This window comes from Spirosoma endbachense (assembly GCF_010233585.1).
Classification (GTDB): domain Bacteria; phylum Bacteroidota; class Bacteroidia; order Cytophagales; family Spirosomataceae; genus Spirosoma; species Spirosoma endbachense.
Window position 1 is genome coordinate 6,029,001 of the sequence record NZ_CP045997.1, and the last position, 18,543, is coordinate 6,047,543.

The following is an 18,543-nucleotide window of genomic DNA, read 5'->3' on the forward strand; positions in this document are numbered from 1 at the left end:
CCGTCCGGACCGCCCAACAGTCAAAAAACCCGCATAGCGCCCTTCTATGCGGGTTTTTACTTTCCTAGGTCACTTCCGAATGGTCCAAAACGGACAAACATTTCCGAATTTTCTCCGACAAAAATTTTGATGTTTACCCTCAATCATGAAGACTTCTATCAAAGTCATCATCAAGGATGACTACATAAAGAAAGATGGAACCTGTCCGCTTTATCTTCAGGTATTTATTGAAAAGAAGATGACGCGTTTCCCCCTGAATATCAATTGGCCACCGGATTATTTTGACAAAACTTCCGGCAAATTGAAGCCAAGAAGCAACCCGGACAAAGAATTCAATGACTATCAATTAATCATTAATTCCCAAGTTGGCCGGGTCAATGAAATCTTCCTGCACTATCGACTTTCCAAAAAAGAATTGTCCGTTGATCAACTCAAGAAGGACTTCTATAATTGGCGTACCAAACAGGACTTCTTGGTCTTTTGGGCCAATGAATTGGAAGATCGACGTAAACGGAAGAAGATTGAAGAATCCACTTATTCCAGTCAGAAGGCAGCGTTAAGCAAATTAAAGCAGTATAAAGAATCGTTAACCTTTAATGAATTAACCCCTAAGCTGATAGAGAATTGGAAGGCTTGGATGAAAAGTAAGCTGAAGAATTCACCAAACACCATAGAAAAGAATGTAAAGGATTTACGGACGTATGTGAATCTGGCCATTCAGGATGGAATAGTCATGGACAATCCCTTCAAAGTAGTGAAGGTTCGACAATTTGAAACCCTGCCTGAAGTACTGACCATTGAACAGGTTGAAAAACTGATTGAACTTTATGAAGATCAAGAAACGCCGGACAACTGGCGTAGGGTTTTACAACACTTCCTGTTTAGCTGTTTTACGGGTTTACGCATCAGCGACATTCAACGTGTCCGGGCGGAAAACATTCAAGATGGTTGCTTGGTAATCGTTCCGCACAAAACGCGCAATAAGAAGATTAAGCCCGTCACAATACCCCTTCATGACGTGGCCTTATCATTCATCGAAAAGACCGCCGGAAAGTTGTTTCAGACCTTTTCAGAGCAACATTCCCGGGACCTATTAAAAGACATTGCCCGTCATATGGAATGGAATATTAGCCCGGGAACTCATACCGCCCGTCATACATTCGGAACCAACTTCATTGAATTGGGCGGGGATGTCATAACGCTCAAGAACTACATGGGTCATTCCAAGATTCAAACAACCATGCAGTATGTTCATATTAGTGAAAACCGGAAGAAGGAACAAATCAATGTATTTGACCGCTTCCGGCGACCTTCCAAGAAATCAAAGCAATCTTTGGAAAACACCGCCCAAGAAGGTGACGAGAATCAAATATAAATCCACAAAAAAGCCCTTTCAAGTTGAAAGGGCTTTTTTGTGGATTTATATTCTTACAATAAATCTATAGCTATTCTATTCATTTTTAACTTTTCATTCTGACTATCCATTTCTAATTGGATATCAGTTAATATCTGTTTATATTTTAATGTTTCAACATATAGTTGATTAATTTCTTCAATCTTACCTAAATCCATAGTGATTATTTCTTTCAATTGAAATTTGCTCGCTTCTATATGGTTCACAAGTTTTTCAATGTTAGTATACTTAAACCTATCAAAGGGAACAATCACATCTTTCTTGTCTGAAAATTGATACACCAATTTTGCTAGGGCATCTCTATCTATCAGTTTAATTTTAGCAGAATTAGCCAATGCAATGGCTTCTTTAGTAAAGAAAGAATTAGTTATAACAATCCCTTCACTACATGAGTAAAAATGCTTTGCACCTAACACCTCTTGCACAGCTTTATTTCCTACTTTGCTTTTCCACCTTTTAATCTGAACAACCGTTTTTATCCCCTGCTTCTTTATGACTATATCTGCGCCTTGGTCAGCTCCTTTAGATTGAAAATCAATAGTATAGCCTAGCTTAGTATATAGTCTCGCAATAAAATTTTCAAATTCTTTACCCCCGTATTCATCAATGATATGTATCTCATTATAAATAGCGTTATAATGATTCCACCTATAAATATCTAATGCCTCCTTCTCTATTCTATTGATAGAATGCTCTACCAAATTATAACTATAATTTAGCTGACGCTTACGTTCTTGTATCGCACTTAACTCCTGTTGTAATGCTGACTTATCATCTAGCAATTTCTTTCTTTTAGCGTCCTTTTTAATTTCTTTCTGTTCTAATTCCTTCCTTTCAACTTCAGCTTGTCTCTGCGCTTGTCTCTGCACTTCGGTCATGAAAAAGTGATAGTTAATAGTATTCCAATTATATGAAATCAATAAAAAGCAACCGAAAATTAATAAAGCATACCATGGGTATTTTGCAACAATCGCCATTAGGAAAGTGGCTAAAAATATAATTATTAGTATTCCGCATCCACCTGTATCATTCTTTTTCATTAGAATTTATGCTATGCAATACGGCTATTTAAAGAAATACAACTTAAGCTTTTACCTGTAGTTGTCGCTATGTTAGGCTATCTTTTATATGGAATAAAAGCCCTCCCTACTTGGAAGGGCTTTTATTAAGCTATCCAATACCAACAAAAAAAAGTTGTTTGGGATGGTTTTCAACCCATCTAGGCTCAAAGTTTTGCTTTAAGATGGCTAATTCAGGATCAGTTTTTTCATTTCCTTCATAACCAGCAAATGCCTGATTTTTAGCGTCATCCGGCACTTTAGACCACCAACGCAGCAAGGCTATATTCACATCAAAATCAGGGTCTTTGCGAAGCTCAAACCATAAGTTAATGTACTCATTATTAGGGTCATAAATACTGAGGGTCAATACCCTATTTGTTCCGATTTCTTTTACGTCGATAAACATCTCTTATAAGTTTTATTTTTTAGTTGAGACTAAAAAACAATCCTCATATCTTCCAAAGTTCCAGTTCCGCCGGAATGACGTTGGCATCAACACCCAATACCGCCTTGTAACTGCCAACCATATAATTCACGCCCCGAATATGGACTTTGTTCCGGAAACGGAATTGGGCCAAATCCGCCGGAGTCCAAACCACCGCTTTCCGAATTAGGAACGTGTTGGCTTTGAAGCGTTCAAATTGCCGCCAATATGTATCTACCAGATTGCCCGGTCCACTCCATGTCAGCGCCTTCCCACCGCTGGCATTTGTGGCCACTGGCTTTCCGTCAACCAAGCCATTGAAGAAAAGAAGCTTTGGCCCGGTCGGATTCGTATTGTCTTTATTATTGGGCGAAATGCCCGGTTGGGATGTCATGGCCAAGCCAGTGGCCGGATTGGTCAGAAGCGTACTAAAGGCGGACCGGATTGGCGTGACACTTCCCCCAAGGGTTTGGGCGGTTTCCGCCGTGGTGTATTTATCGAATTCCGCCGGAATCGGCTTCATGAAGGCGTCATTGGTGTCAATGTTATACGAAAGTTCAAGCCTGTTTTGGAGGTCCGGAACCTTTGTATGTTCGGGCGCAACTTTTGCCGACCAATCCAACTTCACTTCAGCCTTCAGCAAGTCATCAACCAAATCCATGGAAGCCACTTTCCGGCGGACATCAAATTCAATGTACAGATTGAACAGTTGCCGCAATGCCATAACCATCCCCGGGAAGGTCAACAAAGGCAAGTGATTCTGAAACGTAATGGTATTGACGGAACCGCCCGGACCGTCCAAACTATACAGATTATACAGCAACAACCGGCGGATGTCGGCATCCTGAAGAAAGCTTCCGCCAAACTGCCAACCCGTCAATTCGCCAAATGCATTTAGTAGCCACTGTAAAGGCATCATGGGAACCCGGCCAACCGTGTCATATTGCCCGTTATCAAAGCGATTTATGATACCATTAAAGCCGCCAACGCCTTGATTGCCATACATGGCCGGGTTTTCAATCATGGGGAAAACCGCGGACGCCGTGGCCAAGTCCGGATTGGTTTCCAGTGTGGCCGGAAGAACCATGGAACCCAAGTTGATGTCTGGCAACAGCGCCGTTTGAAGATCGCCAAATACTTCCCCTAAATTTTGGGTAAAGTACAGATTATAGCTTCCCGCTGGCGCGTCCTGAATCATTACATAACCGCGTTCTATTAGCTGACTATTGACGTACTTTTCAGCATAAAACTTCCGGTTTACGTATGGGATTTGGGCTTGATTGAAGAAGCCTAAAATTCGGCGGTTTTTGGGTGTATCGGGCAAGCTGAAGCCATACACCCGGGACCCGGGAACCTTGGTGAAATCTAACATTGGGTTAAATCCTTCCAAGGTCAACCGGGTCCCGTTAAACAGGTCAACACTTTCCCCTTCTATTCGTATATCAATCATTGAAAGTCAGATTTGTTGATAACAACATTGATTTGGTTCATGACATTGACAACGTTATGGACCGAAACACTTAAATCCTTGGCCGCAATTGTGGCCAAGAATCCGTTGGCCGTTTTCTGTTCACCCACCATGGACCCAACCTGACCTTTTATGTTGCTGCTAAATTCGTCACTTTGATTCTGAAGCGTAGTCAAAAACGGACCGGCCAAAAACGCCTGAATGTCTTTTAGCTTCATGACCGTATTTTCCGTATTGGTCGCAATGTCATCCATTAACCGCTGACTCTTTTCAATTTGGGCTTGGGTTTGCTCCGTACTTGTTGACGCGTCCTGATATTGTGGACTGGATTGGATTCCGCTTCCGTCATCAATTGAATCCATCCCCCCGTCCACATACATCTTCCGGCCACCCAAGCCACCCTTGCCAAATGAAGGCGTCCGGCCTACAAAATCACCATACGTTCCACCGTTGCCATAAATAGGCGCTCCATTGCGGTGCAACGAACTATGCAACAGCATATCAACAACCGGCTTATTATTTTTATAGGTATTCCGGGACAGAATCATGAACGGTTCATCCCCTTCCATCTCTCCAACTTCTTCACCCGTCCGGCGGTTAGTCATGACAATTCCGGCGTCCCCGTACCGGCTTCCATGCCGGTCCCCTTTTACAACACCGGCATTTTTAACGTAGCCTTTGCCCCCCTTGGCATAGTCGGGCGGTTGCTGTTTTTTAATCGTACTAACTTGGGTAGCCACGGCCACAGCAGCAGCCGCCACACCAATCAAGCCCAAGGGCCAACCCATTGTTGCCAGTGACATAATGGCCGCTTGCGCCCCGCCAATAATGGCTTGGGTAATGGCCAAGGCTTGCTGACGACGCCAAGCTTTCAGCTTTTCTTCTTTCTCAATGGCTGCATACTTGGCGTTTATTTCGCCGGTTTTCGATTCATATTCTTCTTTACTAAGCAACCCTTTGTCATACAATTCTTTGACTTTGGCCAATTCAGCATCCTTTTCTTTTTTAATCTTGGCCAATTGACTATCCAAATACGTCTGATTCAATTTCATCAGCGTATCCGTTGCATCCTTCGCAATATCCAAAATGGCCACAGATGACTTACTGAAGTTCTTCAGCCGGTCATCATTGGCCGTTGAATCATTCTTCAGCTTCTTATTAAGGATTTCCATGAACTTGGTATAATCCCCATCCATAGCCGATTCAACGGCGCTAAAGAACTGGTCCGTGTTGGCCTTCCGCTTGGCCAAATTTTCATCCAGAAGCCGCGATTTGTCAGACTCATACTTGACGTCATTGGCGGTCAATTGAGCCTTCAGCCGGTCATCAATCGCCTTGTTTGCATTGGCTCGCCTATCGGCATCCTGAATCATGGCTTCATTCTTTGCCTTTTCTTCAGCCGCTTCCTGTTGAAGTTTTTGGCGGTTGTAATTCCATTCCGCTTGTAAACGGTCCAACTTAGCCTGATAAATGGCATTGGCATTGTCTTTGGCATTGACCAACTTGGCATCAGACAAAGCCACCGCTTCCTTGAATTCATTATCAAAAAGCTGTTTGGTTGCCCGGAATTCGTCATCCCGTTTCTTGTTGTTTTTTTGGAGTTCGTCTGCGCGGTGTTTGTCATTAACTGCCGTAATGTCCAACGTCAGCTTGTCATTCAAAAGCTTAATGGCTTCATCATGCTTGGCCGTATCGGTTATATGGTCATCAATGTACTTTTTATCCCTGGCGTATTGTGCGTTTAATTCGGCAATTTTCCGGGCCGATTCATCGGCAATCATTTTGATTCTAAGGGCGTCCAACTTGGCTTCCGTATCAGCATCCGCCTTTTCCTTTTTCTTCCGGAAATCTTCTTCAGTCTGATTTATTTTGGTTTCTCGCTCTTTAGCCGAAAGCGCCAACTGTTCATCTTTGGTTTTCTGACTGGCAACAGATTTTTTAATTGCCGCGTCTTCCCGGTCATAGTGCAGATTGATTTCAGCAATCTTCCGGGTCTGTTCATCAGCAATGGCCTTGACTTGCATATCCTGAATTTTCTTCAGGCTATCAGCTTCCGCTTTTTCAACCGCTTGGGCCTTCTTTTCGGCTTCCTTCTTGGCTTCCGCCGTTATGGTTTGCTGACTTTTGACCGTATTATTCAAGATGTTGGCATCCGCCTTCTTGGTCGTTTCTTCCCGCTTGGTTTCGTTATCACTCCAAAGCTTGTCAATGGCTTTGGCGTTCTTATCCATATTATCCTTCAGGGTGTCAAAGTTGGCTTTCGGGTTGATCTTAAAATCAGCGCCAAAGAAGTTAGCCACTTCTTTTCCCTTATTCATCAGGATGGAAAGAGCGTCAACCATTGTCCCAACGGCGGACACAGCCGCAATCAAAACGCCCCCAACCAGCCGGAAGGCCACGGTAATGGCATCAACCACAATGGTTGTTCCCTTGGCCTTGTCATCATAGCCAAACAGTGTCCGGATAAGGGTTTCAATGGATTGCCCAAATCTGACCCCAACGTCAACCACATCACTAAGCCCTTCCCGTAGTGGTGTTGTCCCCTTCCAGATGTCAATAAACGCGTCAATCAGTTCATTGCCTACGCCAATCATGGCTTTGAAGGCGTCCGTGGAATCCCCGCCCACCGTTGTCTTCAGCCGGTCAAAGTTGTCTTCCATATTGGACAACTGACCGTCCAAGGTTTCGGAAATCTTGGTTGTCATTCCAACAACGCCTTCCATTTCACCAAACGCGGCCACGGCCTTCATAACCCCTTCCTCAGTCCGGTCAACCGTCTGGGTCATCCCTTTGAAGGAAAGTTGGACTTGGTCCCCCATCGTTTGACACTTAATGCCAATATTATTCCAACGGTCCGTGTTATTGATGTCATTAATAGCTTCCGTCAACTCCAACATAGTATGACCCGTTGCATTACTAACATCTGCCATTTTCATCAATTCGTCCTGACCTGGGCGAAGTCCACGGTTGGCTAATTTGATGTAAGAATCTGTCAGTTCATCAACGCCAAAGTTGGTCTTGGCGGCAAACTCCTGAAGCATTTGGAATGCCGCGGCTCCGGCTTCCGAACTGCCCAAGGTCGTTTCCAAAATAGCGTTGTACTTCTCAAATTTGGCCGTTGTCTCCAAGACATCCTGACCAAAATCATACAACGCTTCAGCCGCTTCCTTAATGGCTTCAAACGTAAATGCACCGGCAAACCCGGCCTTAAAAGAAGACCAAACGCCGGTTTGTTCTTCTGCATCATCCTTCAGTCCGCGGACCTCTTTACGGACAGATTCAATCCGGCTGTCCACTTCCTGAACCTCCTTCATTTTATCAATCCATTCATCAGACCCAACTTTCAGATCCCGAAGTTCCCGGTTTAGAAGTCGTGAACTAGCCTGAAGTTCAGCCATTGACGCGTTGTTCAGGTCCACGTTTTTCACCATGTCCCGAATTTCTTCACTGACTTCCTTTTGGCGTAGTTTCAACTCCTTCCACGCATCGGACCCTTCTTCCCCGGCGGCCTTCATATCCCGAAGGGCCTTGTTAATTTCTTTGGCTTCTGACTGAAGGGAAAGAAGGGTTTTATCCGCTTCATCCCCTTCAATTTCCACCTTCAACTTGGCTGTTTCTGTGTTATTCATGGCATAATGAAAAAAGCTTCAGTCAAGTTGAACTGAAGCTTTTTGCCATAATAGGACAGCATTTTGGCCTATTTCTTGGGCATACCTGCCCACCCGGTTAACTCAAAATGTGGCCGGTCTTTCAAGGTCAGGAAGTTCCCCCCCCAAGTGATTCCGGACGTCTTCAAGACTAGCTTGGCAAAGTCATTGAATAGCGTCAGGTCACTCCATACCGAATTCCCTTTACTATCAAGGAAGGCCACATCAAAGGCATAGGACGGATTGAAATTGTGTGGGCTTTGCCCGGCCTTGGCGTTGGTCACTCGTTCGTCAGCTTCGTCAACCTTGCCGTCCCCATCGTTGTCCCGCTTATCGGTCGGTTGGTTGTACAATGCCGTTTGTTCAGCCATGGAACGAAACGTGGCCGTCAGATACGGAACCGGCCGCTTGGGATTGGTCAATTTCCATTCCATTTCCGCCTTCCCATACGCATAGGCAAGCAATGGATGAAGGTCATTAATACTTCGTGAAGCCATAATAAAAACGGGTTGATACTGAAGCAAACTTCAGCACCAACCCGCGCTCACAGAAGGACGCCTTTTACACAATTTATATGTGCCTAATTATTAGCTCATTATTGCTAAGTAATTCTAAATAATTACTTTCACTTCGTTAATCAGGCCATTAAATGCCCTTGGGTTAACATATAGCAAATTATAGAACAGAAAATTACCGCTTAATAAGGAGTTTAAAGTCAGTATTATAAGTTTTTTGTGATTGCCCCGAAAACAACCACCAATAAAAAACTAATCACGACAATTATCTTCCTATTGATGGTCGGAGATCCTTCCGGCGAAAAATCACCAAAGAAGTAGCAGCCAATAGGGGTAGCTAACACGCCCAACATATGCTAAAAAAAACTTTCCTATTCATAGCTACTATCTTAACGGCTACATCCGCTACCACAGGCTATGGGGAGCCTGATTCATTAAAAGGTAAGGTCAATCTCGCAACATTTCTTGATTGGTTCAATAATGCAGAGAAATATGTACATGTAAAGGGACTTATTGTCTTAGATCTGATTCCAGTAATTTTTCTCACCATTCAGGCAGTTTTGTTTTTTAAAGACAGACAGAAAATTAAAGGTTTATTTACTCTACTTGCATTGCTGGCAAATCTTATCGGAGTATTCTTGGTCATACAGTACGCTTACCCAATTGCCTCCCAAATGGTAGGTTGGACATCAGACAAAGTACCTTCAGATTGGGTTAGCCTAAAAGATGATTGGTTGAAATATATTGGGCTTCACAGTTTGATGGGTGTATTAGGTTGGCTTTGTTTTGTCATAACTTACTTTGTATCTGAGGGGAAAAATACGGAGGTGAAACGCCTATCCCGATTTCTGAATTTTTCAAAAAATGCGCTGGCATTTTTTCTAACCTTTGTTATGGGACTTAGTGCAGCACGTTTGTATGATTTTTACTTTTTCCCTATTACGTATGAAATTTCAGGGGTAACTTTAATTGAAATGCACCGTCCATTAGATTTAGCTATTAGAATAATTGGCCCAATATTATTCACATTCATAGTTTCTTTAGAAGTACTACTTGCTGCTCTTTTCTTTATTGAAAAGAGCAAGACTAAAGGATGGCTTATTATAGCCGTATTGATTTTTCTGTTATGCGACACTTATATTGCTTTGCAATACAATAGGCCTATAAATGACCTATTTCTTACATGGACGCCAACAACCATACCAACCAACTGGAAAATTATAAGAGATGAATGGCTAAGCTATCATTTATATAGAGATATATTTATGATATTGGGGCTTATTTCAATTCTACTTATCTATTTTGTCAAAAGAAATAAGAGTGTAAAACAAGTGTATGACATTTGATAAAAGTGAGTCGAAGAATATTTACTGCCACTAACATGGGATTCGAGTTAACTGAATAGTCGTTTTTAGAGGTACTTTTAGCAATTTATAAGGCCAATTTATATGATACCAGACTTTCTTTTCCCCTTTCCAAAGGACAATTTTGCCTGTTTTCAGGCCTCTTATAGAGTGGTTGATCTGAGAAATTTCACATAACATAATGCCACTTATATAACAAGAAATGGAGGGCGTTTTGGGAGAATTACGAGAGGGGTATTACTTTCTTCTCGTCAAATTAAGAGGGCGTTCTCAAGCGAGGGAGCATCTTAATTTTGGTTTCAAAGCCTTATTTTTAGGCTACTACATATCAGTGGTTTGTATTATCGTTGTTTTACTCACTTACGACCAACCTCTTTTTCAATTACCTAAAAATATTCTCACGTACTTAATCTGCGGGCTTCTGGTACTCTACCCTTATTATCAAATAAGCCGGTATTTACTCCAAAAAGTAGAAGTAAAATCAATAGACGAATATCAAATGAGGAGTATCGTCAGGCGTAAGATATTCAAATACGTCGTTGTCTTTTTAGGTTCTCTCCTTAGTCTTTTGATTCCAGCTTTTTTGTCTATGGCTTTGACAGGAAAATTGTAAATTATTGATTTTTCTTAATACAGCCCTGGTTGGCTTATTCTGACTTTAATCGCTTAACATATTCTTAGTTATAGAACCCTACTAATAAAAGTACAACATCTAACAGGGAGCCAATTTTGTATTTTACCAAAGTCAGCTCCCTTTTTATTACAAGTCTTTCGCTTCCATTTGCTTCTTCAAATTCAAGGCAATCCATTCTGAAGCCCGCCAACGGACCCGCTGTTTGGCCGCGTTGATGACCTTCATTTTGCCGTCATTGTACCACGTTCCGCGGTAGTCCCGCTTTACGGAAGGAACCCGGCGTCTTCCCATGGCAATGGCCCAAGCAAGCCGCCGGGTTGCGTTCTTGACCGTGGGAACCTGTTTGCCTTCATAGCCGTAGACATAGGCGAATTTACCCAAGCCCACCTTTTCAATAAAGAATTCCATGGCTTCCACCGGCGGCATATGAATTCCCCATCTTAATTGGCTCATATCCTTAAACCGGCCATAATGACGGAAATCAAATTCCATGGTTAGCATATTGACCGAGCGTAAGACATGGTATTGAAAATCCTGCTTTAGTTCGTCGGTCAATTCCAGTCCGGCGGCTTCAATGTTGCGCCGGAATGCTTCCACGGCTTCCCGGGCAATTTCAACCGCTTCTTCTGTAAAGTCTTCCAAAAATTCATCCATCCTTATAAGTCATCTACACGGATATATAATTTGTCTCCTGAATTGAAGGTGAACCCACCGGGCAACCATGACACTTGTTCATAACCATCCTGATTTAAGGTAACGTCAGACGTATTGACCAACACCGCATTTCGGTAGGTCCGGACCCGCTTACTACTTCCGGCATTGCCATAAACCCGGATGTCCCAATGACCACTTCCCCCAACTGGAAAATCCAAATCATTGCTTCCGAATGGATAGACATTGGCCCCGCCTTGATTTTGCAGGAAATAGCTATTGCCCCAAATCGGATAGTTGTTTGTGTCCCGGAAGACAATATCCAATTTAGACGGTTTGCCGGTCCTATAGTGCCACTTTCCAGCCGGAACCGCCCAATCATAAATTTCTGGCGCAACCACACAGGTCCCGTTAATGTCCGTATAAGCTTGGGTGTTTTGGCGCTTATAATCAGCTTCCGCCTTGGCGTCAGCATCCGCCTGACTTAATTCACTGCCATAGGTTCCGGCGGCAATGACAATCATGGCCGGTCCCCCAACCTGACCATTGGGACAGTTGGAACGGTCGTAAGTGGTTGCCCGGGAAATCCCCGCAGACAGAAAGGGCGTGACTTGACAGTCCAACGAATTATCCGGCGCAATATAGCCTTCAGTCCCGGGAACATTCGGTTTAATTGGCGCTTCCCGAACCCGCGTATTGTCATCCAAATAGTACTTCTCCAGCAACATGACGCCCTTCTTTCCGGTCCGGCGTCCATTGTTATCCAGCAAGCAAGCCGTGGCCTTGGGACGCCAAGCCGTTGGCCTGACCGTGATAAATTCCCGCTTGGGAAGACTGGAAAAGTTGCGTTCCGGGTTGGCATACCGGAAGATTAATTCCCGCCCAATTGGGCCTTCATCATCAACAGCCGCCCGGAAGGAATCCGTGACCGGAACCAGTGGCAAAAACGCCCGGTCTGTTACAATGTAGAGTTCCTTAGACAACAACAATTCCTGAAGGTAGGTCCGGCCATATGGCTTCAGCCAACCCGTATTTACAGCCAATTCCCGTTCACCCGTTACCCCGTTGATTATCTGTTCCGAGTATTGCGGCTCAAAGGCATAATCCGGATAACGGTCCGACACAGAACGCGTAAACTTCACCGATTCTTCCCCCTGACCTGTAAAACAAATGGTATCAAAACCGCCCAAGGAATTGGCAAACAGAACAATACGAACATTCCGCCGGAATTCCGGGTCAACGCGGAACGTCCGAACTTCTGAAAGCATAGCCCCATTTTGATCTTCCAACCAAACCTTGTATCCAGCCACAGGAAGCGCCTTTTCTATAAGCCCCAACGCCGACGGGCCAACCGCCAAACAATACACCGTCATGGCTGTCACGCCGGAAAGAGTGGTCACGGTGAAGACTTCCGGGTCCGTGTTCAAACTGGCATAAATCACTTCACAACGAAGCGCCAATTGGGAAGGCAATGGTGAACAGTTACTTAACCAATACAGGAATTCGGGTTGATTCATCTGCACCCGTTTTCCATCTTCAGACCACGTCAGAAACTTCCCACTAACGCCAATATAGGCCGTGAAAAAATCGCTCTTAAAAACGGAAAAGTCCCGTTCCGCAATCCCGGCCTTAATCGCAAATTCAACCGGAAAGTTGTGTTCATAAACAGCATCATCATTATTGGTAATTCGGGCATGAACGTAATAAGGTGTTACTAGTCCATCACACACCCGAATCCCGGTTTGATCAAATACCGGCGCGTTCCGGAACAACAAGGAATCCAATTGGTCCTGAAGTTCAAAATTCGCCCCCCGGTAAATGACACCACCGGCCACTTCTTCCGGCGGAATTTCACTTTGTTCAAATTCAACCAACTGGCTAAAGGTGTTGGCTCCATAGAAATCCGGAACCATCAATTCAAGATAATAACGCAATCCCGCCCGGGCGGTAATCAACACCGGGTCTGCGGCATCCACATTGACCACAATAGGATTTTGCGCCAAATTCAATGGTAGATAAGACGTACTCATGACCCGTAGATTGTTGCGTTAATATTCAAATCCATTCCAAATTCCAGCCTGAACCCGTAGTGTCCATCAATCCACAATTGGGAAACGGGAAGCTTCCGTTGACCTTCCAACTCAACCTGAATCAACCCGGCTCGTCTGTCCTTTCGTAGCTTGGCCTGAAGGTCCGTGATTATCTGAAGGCTTTTGGTATAGGCGTCAATTTGGGCTTCCAAGTTATCCCCGGGCGCTCTCAGAAGCGCCGTTACGCCCACCATGAACTTGTCATTGACATGGTTCATGGTGTTGTCCGTGGTGTTGATAATCGGTTCTTCCAGCCATAGCAATGGGTAATCAAAATCCGGGAAGGACCGGGCGGCTTCTATGCCTTTTTCAACACCGCCAAACATGAAGAATTTTAAATCCGGATGGTTCGTACAGAAGGTCCGGAAGTAATCAATGAAGGTTCTTAAATCGCCGGTTAACATAGTTTCTTATAAGATAGTAAGTGGCTCACGAACACTAATAACCCAACGGCTTTTGTACTGCACACACACCCGGAACCATTCAACAACACCGTCTGAAGTATTCATTGACCCGTTGCGTTGCTTTGTCACTTTAAACTTGGCTTGTTCGGCTTCCGGAAGCGTCTTGATGTAGCCTTCAATTTTCGCCTTCAGCTTATCTATAGTCGTATTTGGCCGGAAGGCGCATTCAACAAAATCGGCAACCTGACCTTCAATCCGGGTCCGGTTGGCGTAGATGTCCATTCTTATGGCCCACCCTTGTACGTATCGGCAGTAGTATCTCATTATTGTTTTTTTGCTGAAGGTAGAAGCCGCTAACACCAACCGATAGGACACAAAAAAACCCGATCATTTTAATGATCGGGTTTAAATTCACTTACTAAAACTTATCTAATCCAAGCTCGAATTTTATTAATTAAAGCCTGCTTTAATTCTTCAGGATCATTATATCGTATATGGGGAAAATGATTAGTGTCAAAATGTGATCTATCCGCCCAATCTTTGCGAACCGAGTATATAACCTGTTTTCCTTGACCCAATGCAAAACCACTCTCAAAATAAACGCCCATTTTTTGTTCTGTAAAATCGGCAATACAAAATCTGCTTTTTCGCAAGTTTGCTATAATGGCATCATTTATAGTAGTATCACTTTCAAAATGAACTTCGTCAATAACAACAGGAGAATATCCAGTTGCAATACAAGCTTCCTTTATTGCCGCCCTTATTGGCCCCATTTCTTTACCAAATGACATAGCAATAAAGCAACTTTTAGACTTAGAACCTTCATTTTCTAATCTCACGGCATATGAAAGCCCCTTAAACGTAATGCTATAATCATCGAGATAAAAGATGGGACTATCTTTAGTTCTGGAATGATCACACAAAATTAAATTATCAAATTCTAAAGATTTTGTGTAAAACAATAACTCTCCGGGCGTTTTAAAAAACAATTTTTTATAATTGAATGGATTAGTTACATCTTCAACATCATAGAAAGCTACGGGTTGGCCATCATATCCCTGCATCCCATATAATTGGAAAAATAAATTATCATACTTCTCTTGATTAGTCTTAGGAAATTGCCCTTGTAAAAGCACTTCCTCTAAACGATTAACTGTTATACCTGGGTAGTTATCATCAAAATCAACAATCTGTCCGTTTAGAAATAACCCAGCGAATATGTGTCTATTATCCTTAAAAAAAGGCATTGCCTTCCAACTAGAAAAGTTGGAAGGCAACATAACTTTCAATGTTTTTTCTCCAACAGGTATTTCATATAGATAAGAATCGGCATGATTACGTTTATCAACTTTAATATCTGTAAATGGGCAAATGAGTTGGCCGTGGTTCATTTTATTCACTTTTAGTTTTCTTCAAAACTAAAAAAAACGACTGAAATTCAGCCGTTTTTTTAGATTACCCACTCAACAAAAAAATATCAGTCGTTTTGAAGTTCCGCCCGAGCATTCGCCCGTTTAATCTTCAAACTATTGTCACGCAGATACAGCCAAACCGTGTGGGCATTCTGTTTGCAGACCTTTTCAAAATCCCCAAATACGCCCACCTTGGCAATATCCATCAGTGTTGTTACCAAGCCTTCCCCGTTATGATACATGGCCGGTTCATCTTCCGCCAATGGGTCCGGGTCATAGACATCTTTATAAGCCTTCAGGAATCGTCCGTTCATGGCTTCAAAATATTGGGTTATGGCCATGACCACACCAAAGGGCAAATTGGCAAACTGAACCGCCCGTTCTTCAGCCAACACCGTGTTGTATTCTTCCCGGGCGTCATTATTCCAGTCTACCGACTTCCGGAACTTCTTCAAATCCGCCCGGGCCGGTCGGCAAAGTGTCGCAATAAGGGCCAACACGCCCAAAGGATTTGGCTTTCCCGGACGCGTAAAAGCCAAGTAATGAATGTTAGCCATGGCAATTTCAATAGCGGACGTATTGGCATAGTTATCTTCCGGAAGTAGATACGTAACCAACCGGCCATTGGCATCTTCAATGGCAAATGATTCAAAGGGCTTTTCCGTGATCTTGGTTGACCAAACCCATTTCACTAACCGCCCAAGGGCAAACATTTGGTCATCTCCCATCCGGTCAACGTACTTGCCAAGCCCGGGCAATAGGACTTTCAGCGCCAACGCTTTCAACCTTCCAGCGCCGGACGGGTCCCCCGTTTCGTTCAAATCAACCAACTGAAGCGGAAGCAAAGCCAACTTCTGTTCTTGGGTTGTTTCGCCCCAACATTGGGGCATCAAAAATGACTCTGATTCAATCCGGATTTTCTTCATTTGAAAACGCTTAACACTTGGGCGGTTAGACTTAACAAGGCCAAAACACCGGCAGACCGCCAAACCCAATTTTCCGCTTTGGACGCCTTCAATTTGGGCGTCAACCGGCTGTTTTCCTTCTGGCAACTATCCGCCCGAACATTCGCCCGGATAACCTGAAGCTTTAGACCCAATTTTTCTTTCTGGGAGTTCTGAAGGTCGGACCGTAGTTGTACAGTCCGGACCTTTAAAAACTCGTAATGATTCAATGAATCCAACACCGCCCGGGCGTTGGTCACGTATTCCCTAACCCGGTTCACGCTGTCTTCCACGGCCACCGGCGTTGCCTTCTTTGATGTATTGATTGATTGCCCGGATAGCGTCAATGTCAGACATATGCTGAATACTGTCAGAAGCAACCTTCCGCTTAAGCGCCAATATTTCGTCATCTTTTTCACTGATTAGTATATCCTTTGCACTCAGAAGCCCTTCATATAAAAGCTGATCATTAACCCGCTGGAATTCGGAAGCCTGTTTCAGTAATACTTCCCGTTCATCCTGACAGGACTGAAGCGTCCGGTTGTTCAGGAAATAGCCAACACCCCAACTGACACTTGCCAACACACCGGCAACGGCTACTTCCCACACAAACCGTTTCCAATCCCGAGCAATCCACGCCCGGGCCTTGGACAGTACAGCCAATATCATTGTTCAGAACGGACGCCAAACCGTGAAAACCCTGCAATCCCGGCGGAAATCCAGCCAACCACTTTAATGGCTTCAGATAACAAGCCCGGAACTGCCATTTCATGTTCTGTCATGTAGTCACTTACCCCCGTTAATCCGGCGGCAACTATGGCCACAATTACACCTACTTTTGTTGCTTTCTGATAGAAGCTTGGCGTTGGGGACTGAAGGCGTTGCAGTAGTGTCAATTTTTCGTTCATTGGTTTGACTGGTTTGATTGGTTGGAACTGGAAAACTCTTTCTTGGCGGCATTTCGGGCGGACTGGTTGGCGGAAACCCGGGCGTTGATTTGAATGGCCACATCAGGCATAAAGCCGTGATAAAACAGGCAAGCCCAAAACCAAAGCAGCCGCCCAAAAACAAGTCATCATTGACCCCGCCGTTTAAAAAATTAGTCATTTGTCTGGGTGCAATTTTTGCCAGTACGGGCTTAAAAGATTGGCAATCAGCTTGATTTCCCGGGTTTTACGCCAATTGACGTAGCAACCGCCCTTTGTGCCTTTCCCGCCGGTCGTATTGAACCCAATACACTTCACCCGGTCATCTTCATCCGGGTCAAAGTCGTCTTGGGCAATACCTTCAATGTGGCTGTAAAAAAGACTTACCGCGTCCATCCGCTTGGGCTTGATGGTATTGCGTTGATTGCCCCGGGCGTTCCGCCGGTAAATGATGGTTTTGGCATTGCTGAAGTATGACCGGACCATCCCAATTCCATCCCCAACAGGAAGCCGGATTCCATTCAAGGCGTGACAGTAGTTGAAAGCGGAAGCGCAATAATGCGCCCGGTCCGGAAGGCCATTGGATTGGTTAATAATGGCTATCCACGTTGCATCATTGTTGTTGGTTCGTTCGGTCATCCCAACAAAACGGGCCGCGGAATCAAAAACCGCCTGTCTCATGGCCGTTTCATCCGCAAACGTCAAAGCCGGTCTTTGCCTCCATTTTGGGGCAACAACCGGCTTTGAAGAAGCTTTCTTGGATTGCCCTAGGGTTTGACGTTGTGAGACAACGCCAAGAAAAATAATAAGCCCAAACAAACGGCTGTAGTAATACAAGTTCTTTGCCATGGTGTTAAGTCCTCATAGAATTCGGTGTAAAAATCCTTCTTGGACTTCACGAATGGTAGGACATAAAAACCGACAAACGGCGAGACTAAAAACAGAATCAGAAGGGCAATTGGCAGGTCTACAAACACTACCAATTTTTCATAAAACAGCTTTTGAATGGATGTTGCGTCATACGGCTGAAGCTGCTTTTCAATAGGCAACTTCAGGTTGTCGGCGGCAATATCTAAACCAAAGCCTTCAAACAGACCATGGAAGTAGATAATGGCCAAGATGACGCCAAGAACCTGAAGCAATGCCATAATTCCCTTGTTGCGCAACAGGAAGGGTTGTTTTTCCGGCGCAACCTGGGCGGCTTTTGACACAATACCCAATTCCGCTTCAATCATGGCCGCTTCATGATCAGCTTCCGTTGCCCACTCATACAGGGACCGTTTATCCGCTTCACTGGTAGCCTTCAACGCTTCTTGACGGAAGTTTTGGGCGGCTCCCTTGGCCTTGTCCCGTTTCAGAAGTAGGGCGTTCCGGGCTTCCGTGGCTTCCTGTTCTCTCTTTAGCCGGATTTGTTCCCGCTTCTCCTGAAGAAGTTGTTCTTCCCGTTGAAGGTCGGCTTCTTCGTCCGTTAGTCCGGCGGCTTCAACGTTTGGTTGTGTCCACGGCTTTCCGTTCATGGGAACGGGCGTTGATTGTTCTGATTTCACTACTGTAAACGGGCTTTTGCTGGCTTCATTCATGGCTACCAT

At 44.3% G+C, this 18,543-nt stretch carries 17 protein-coding genes; 2 read left to right on the forward strand and 15 right to left on the reverse strand.

The features are described from left to right. The first annotated feature begins 145 nt into the window (after positions 1-145). Complete coding sequence (locus GJR95_RS24385) at positions 146-1,375, forward strand: site-specific integrase (protein ID WP_162388345.1); 1,230 nt, start codon at positions 146-148, stop codon at positions 1,373-1,375. A 53-nt stretch (positions 1,376-1,428) separates the two neighbouring features. Here the strand turns inward: GJR95_RS24385 and GJR95_RS24390 are convergent, their stop codons facing one another. From GJR95_RS24390 to GJR95_RS24410, 5 genes are all read right to left on the reverse strand, one after another. Then, entirely contained in the window at positions 1,429-2,454 is a 1,026-nt protein-coding gene (locus GJR95_RS24390; protein ID WP_162388346.1) for a restriction endonuclease, read from the reverse strand. 130 nt (positions 2,455-2,584) lie between these two features. Continuing rightward, on the reverse strand, positions 2,585-2,881 hold the full coding sequence (locus GJR95_RS24395; RefSeq protein ID WP_162388347.1) for a hypothetical protein: 297 nt from the start codon (positions 2,879-2,881) through the stop codon (positions 2,585-2,587). Positions 2,882-2,924: 43 nt separating this feature from the next. Then, entirely contained in the window at positions 2,925-4,349 is a 1,425-nt protein-coding gene (locus GJR95_RS24400; protein ID WP_162388348.1) for a hypothetical protein, read from the reverse strand. Continuing rightward, complete coding sequence (locus tag GJR95_RS24405; protein ID WP_162388349.1) at positions 4,346-7,996, reverse strand: hypothetical protein; 3,651 nt, start codon at positions 7,994-7,996, stop codon at positions 4,346-4,348. The genes GJR95_RS24400 and GJR95_RS24405 overlap by 4 nt, the downstream gene beginning before the upstream one ends. Before the next feature lie 68 nt (positions 7,997-8,064). Further along, positions 8,065-8,511, reverse strand: coding sequence for a M15 family metallopeptidase (locus GJR95_RS24410; protein WP_162388351.1), 447 nt, complete (start codon positions 8,509-8,511; stop codon positions 8,065-8,067). Positions 8,512-8,882: 371 nt separating this feature from the next. On the opposite strand from GJR95_RS24410, the gene GJR95_RS24415 reads away from it, so the two are divergent. Continuing rightward, on the forward strand, positions 8,883-9,875 hold the full coding sequence (locus GJR95_RS24415) for a hypothetical protein (protein ID WP_162388352.1): 993 nt from the start codon (positions 8,883-8,885) through the stop codon (positions 9,873-9,875). A gap of 778 nt (positions 9,876-10,653) precedes the next feature. On the opposite strand, the gene GJR95_RS24420 is transcribed toward GJR95_RS24415, so the two are convergent. From GJR95_RS24420 to GJR95_RS24465, 10 genes are all read right to left on the reverse strand, one after another. Then, positions 10,654-11,181, reverse strand: a complete 528-nt coding sequence (locus GJR95_RS24420) for a hypothetical protein (RefSeq protein WP_162388353.1) — start codon at positions 11,179-11,181, stop codon at positions 10,654-10,656. Between the two features lie 2 nt (positions 11,182-11,183). After that, complete coding sequence (locus tag GJR95_RS24425; RefSeq protein WP_162388355.1) at positions 11,184-13,208, reverse strand: DUF5977 domain-containing protein; 2,025 nt, start codon at positions 13,206-13,208, stop codon at positions 11,184-11,186. Beyond that, positions 13,205-13,672, reverse strand: a complete 468-nt coding sequence (locus GJR95_RS24430) for a hypothetical protein (RefSeq protein ID WP_162388356.1) — start codon at positions 13,670-13,672, stop codon at positions 13,205-13,207. The genes GJR95_RS24425 and GJR95_RS24430 overlap by 4 nt, the downstream gene beginning before the upstream one ends. Positions 13,673-13,678: 6 nt before the next feature. Next, positions 13,679-13,996 carry a hypothetical protein gene (locus GJR95_RS24435; RefSeq protein WP_162388357.1) on the reverse strand — a complete coding sequence of 106 codons (318 nt, stop codon included), beginning with the start codon at positions 13,994-13,996 and terminating at the stop codon, positions 13,679-13,681. Between the two features lie 101 nt (positions 13,997-14,097). Continuing rightward, entirely contained in the window at positions 14,098-15,063 is a 966-nt protein-coding gene (locus GJR95_RS24440) for a TIR domain-containing protein (RefSeq protein WP_162388358.1), read from the reverse strand. Between the two features lie 86 nt (positions 15,064-15,149). After that, positions 15,150-16,010: a hypothetical protein gene (locus GJR95_RS24445; RefSeq protein WP_162388359.1), complete on the reverse strand. Its 861-nt coding sequence runs from the start codon at positions 16,008-16,010 to the stop codon at positions 15,150-15,152. A gap of 285 nt (positions 16,011-16,295) precedes the next feature. Beyond that, positions 16,296-16,697: a hypothetical protein gene (locus GJR95_RS24450; RefSeq protein WP_162388361.1), complete on the reverse strand. Its 402-nt coding sequence runs from the start codon at positions 16,695-16,697 to the stop codon at positions 16,296-16,298. Next, entirely contained in the window at positions 16,694-16,936 is a 243-nt protein-coding gene (locus tag GJR95_RS24455; protein WP_162388362.1) for a hypothetical protein, read from the reverse strand. Before GJR95_RS24455 ends, GJR95_RS24450 begins: the two co-directional genes overlap by 4 nt. 195 nt (positions 16,937-17,131) lie before the next feature. Beyond that, the gene (locus GJR95_RS24460) at positions 17,132-17,803 is read right to left on the reverse strand and encodes a hypothetical protein (protein ID WP_162388363.1); all 672 of its coding nucleotides are present in this window, start codon (positions 17,801-17,803) and stop codon (positions 17,132-17,134) included. Continuing rightward, positions 17,722-18,534 (reverse strand): PRKR-interacting protein 1, encoded by an 813-nt coding sequence (locus GJR95_RS24465; protein WP_162388365.1) that lies wholly within the window; start codon positions 18,532-18,534, stop codon positions 17,722-17,724. The genes GJR95_RS24460 and GJR95_RS24465 overlap by 82 nt, the downstream gene beginning before the upstream one ends. Between the last annotated feature and the right edge of the window lie 9 nt (positions 18,535-18,543).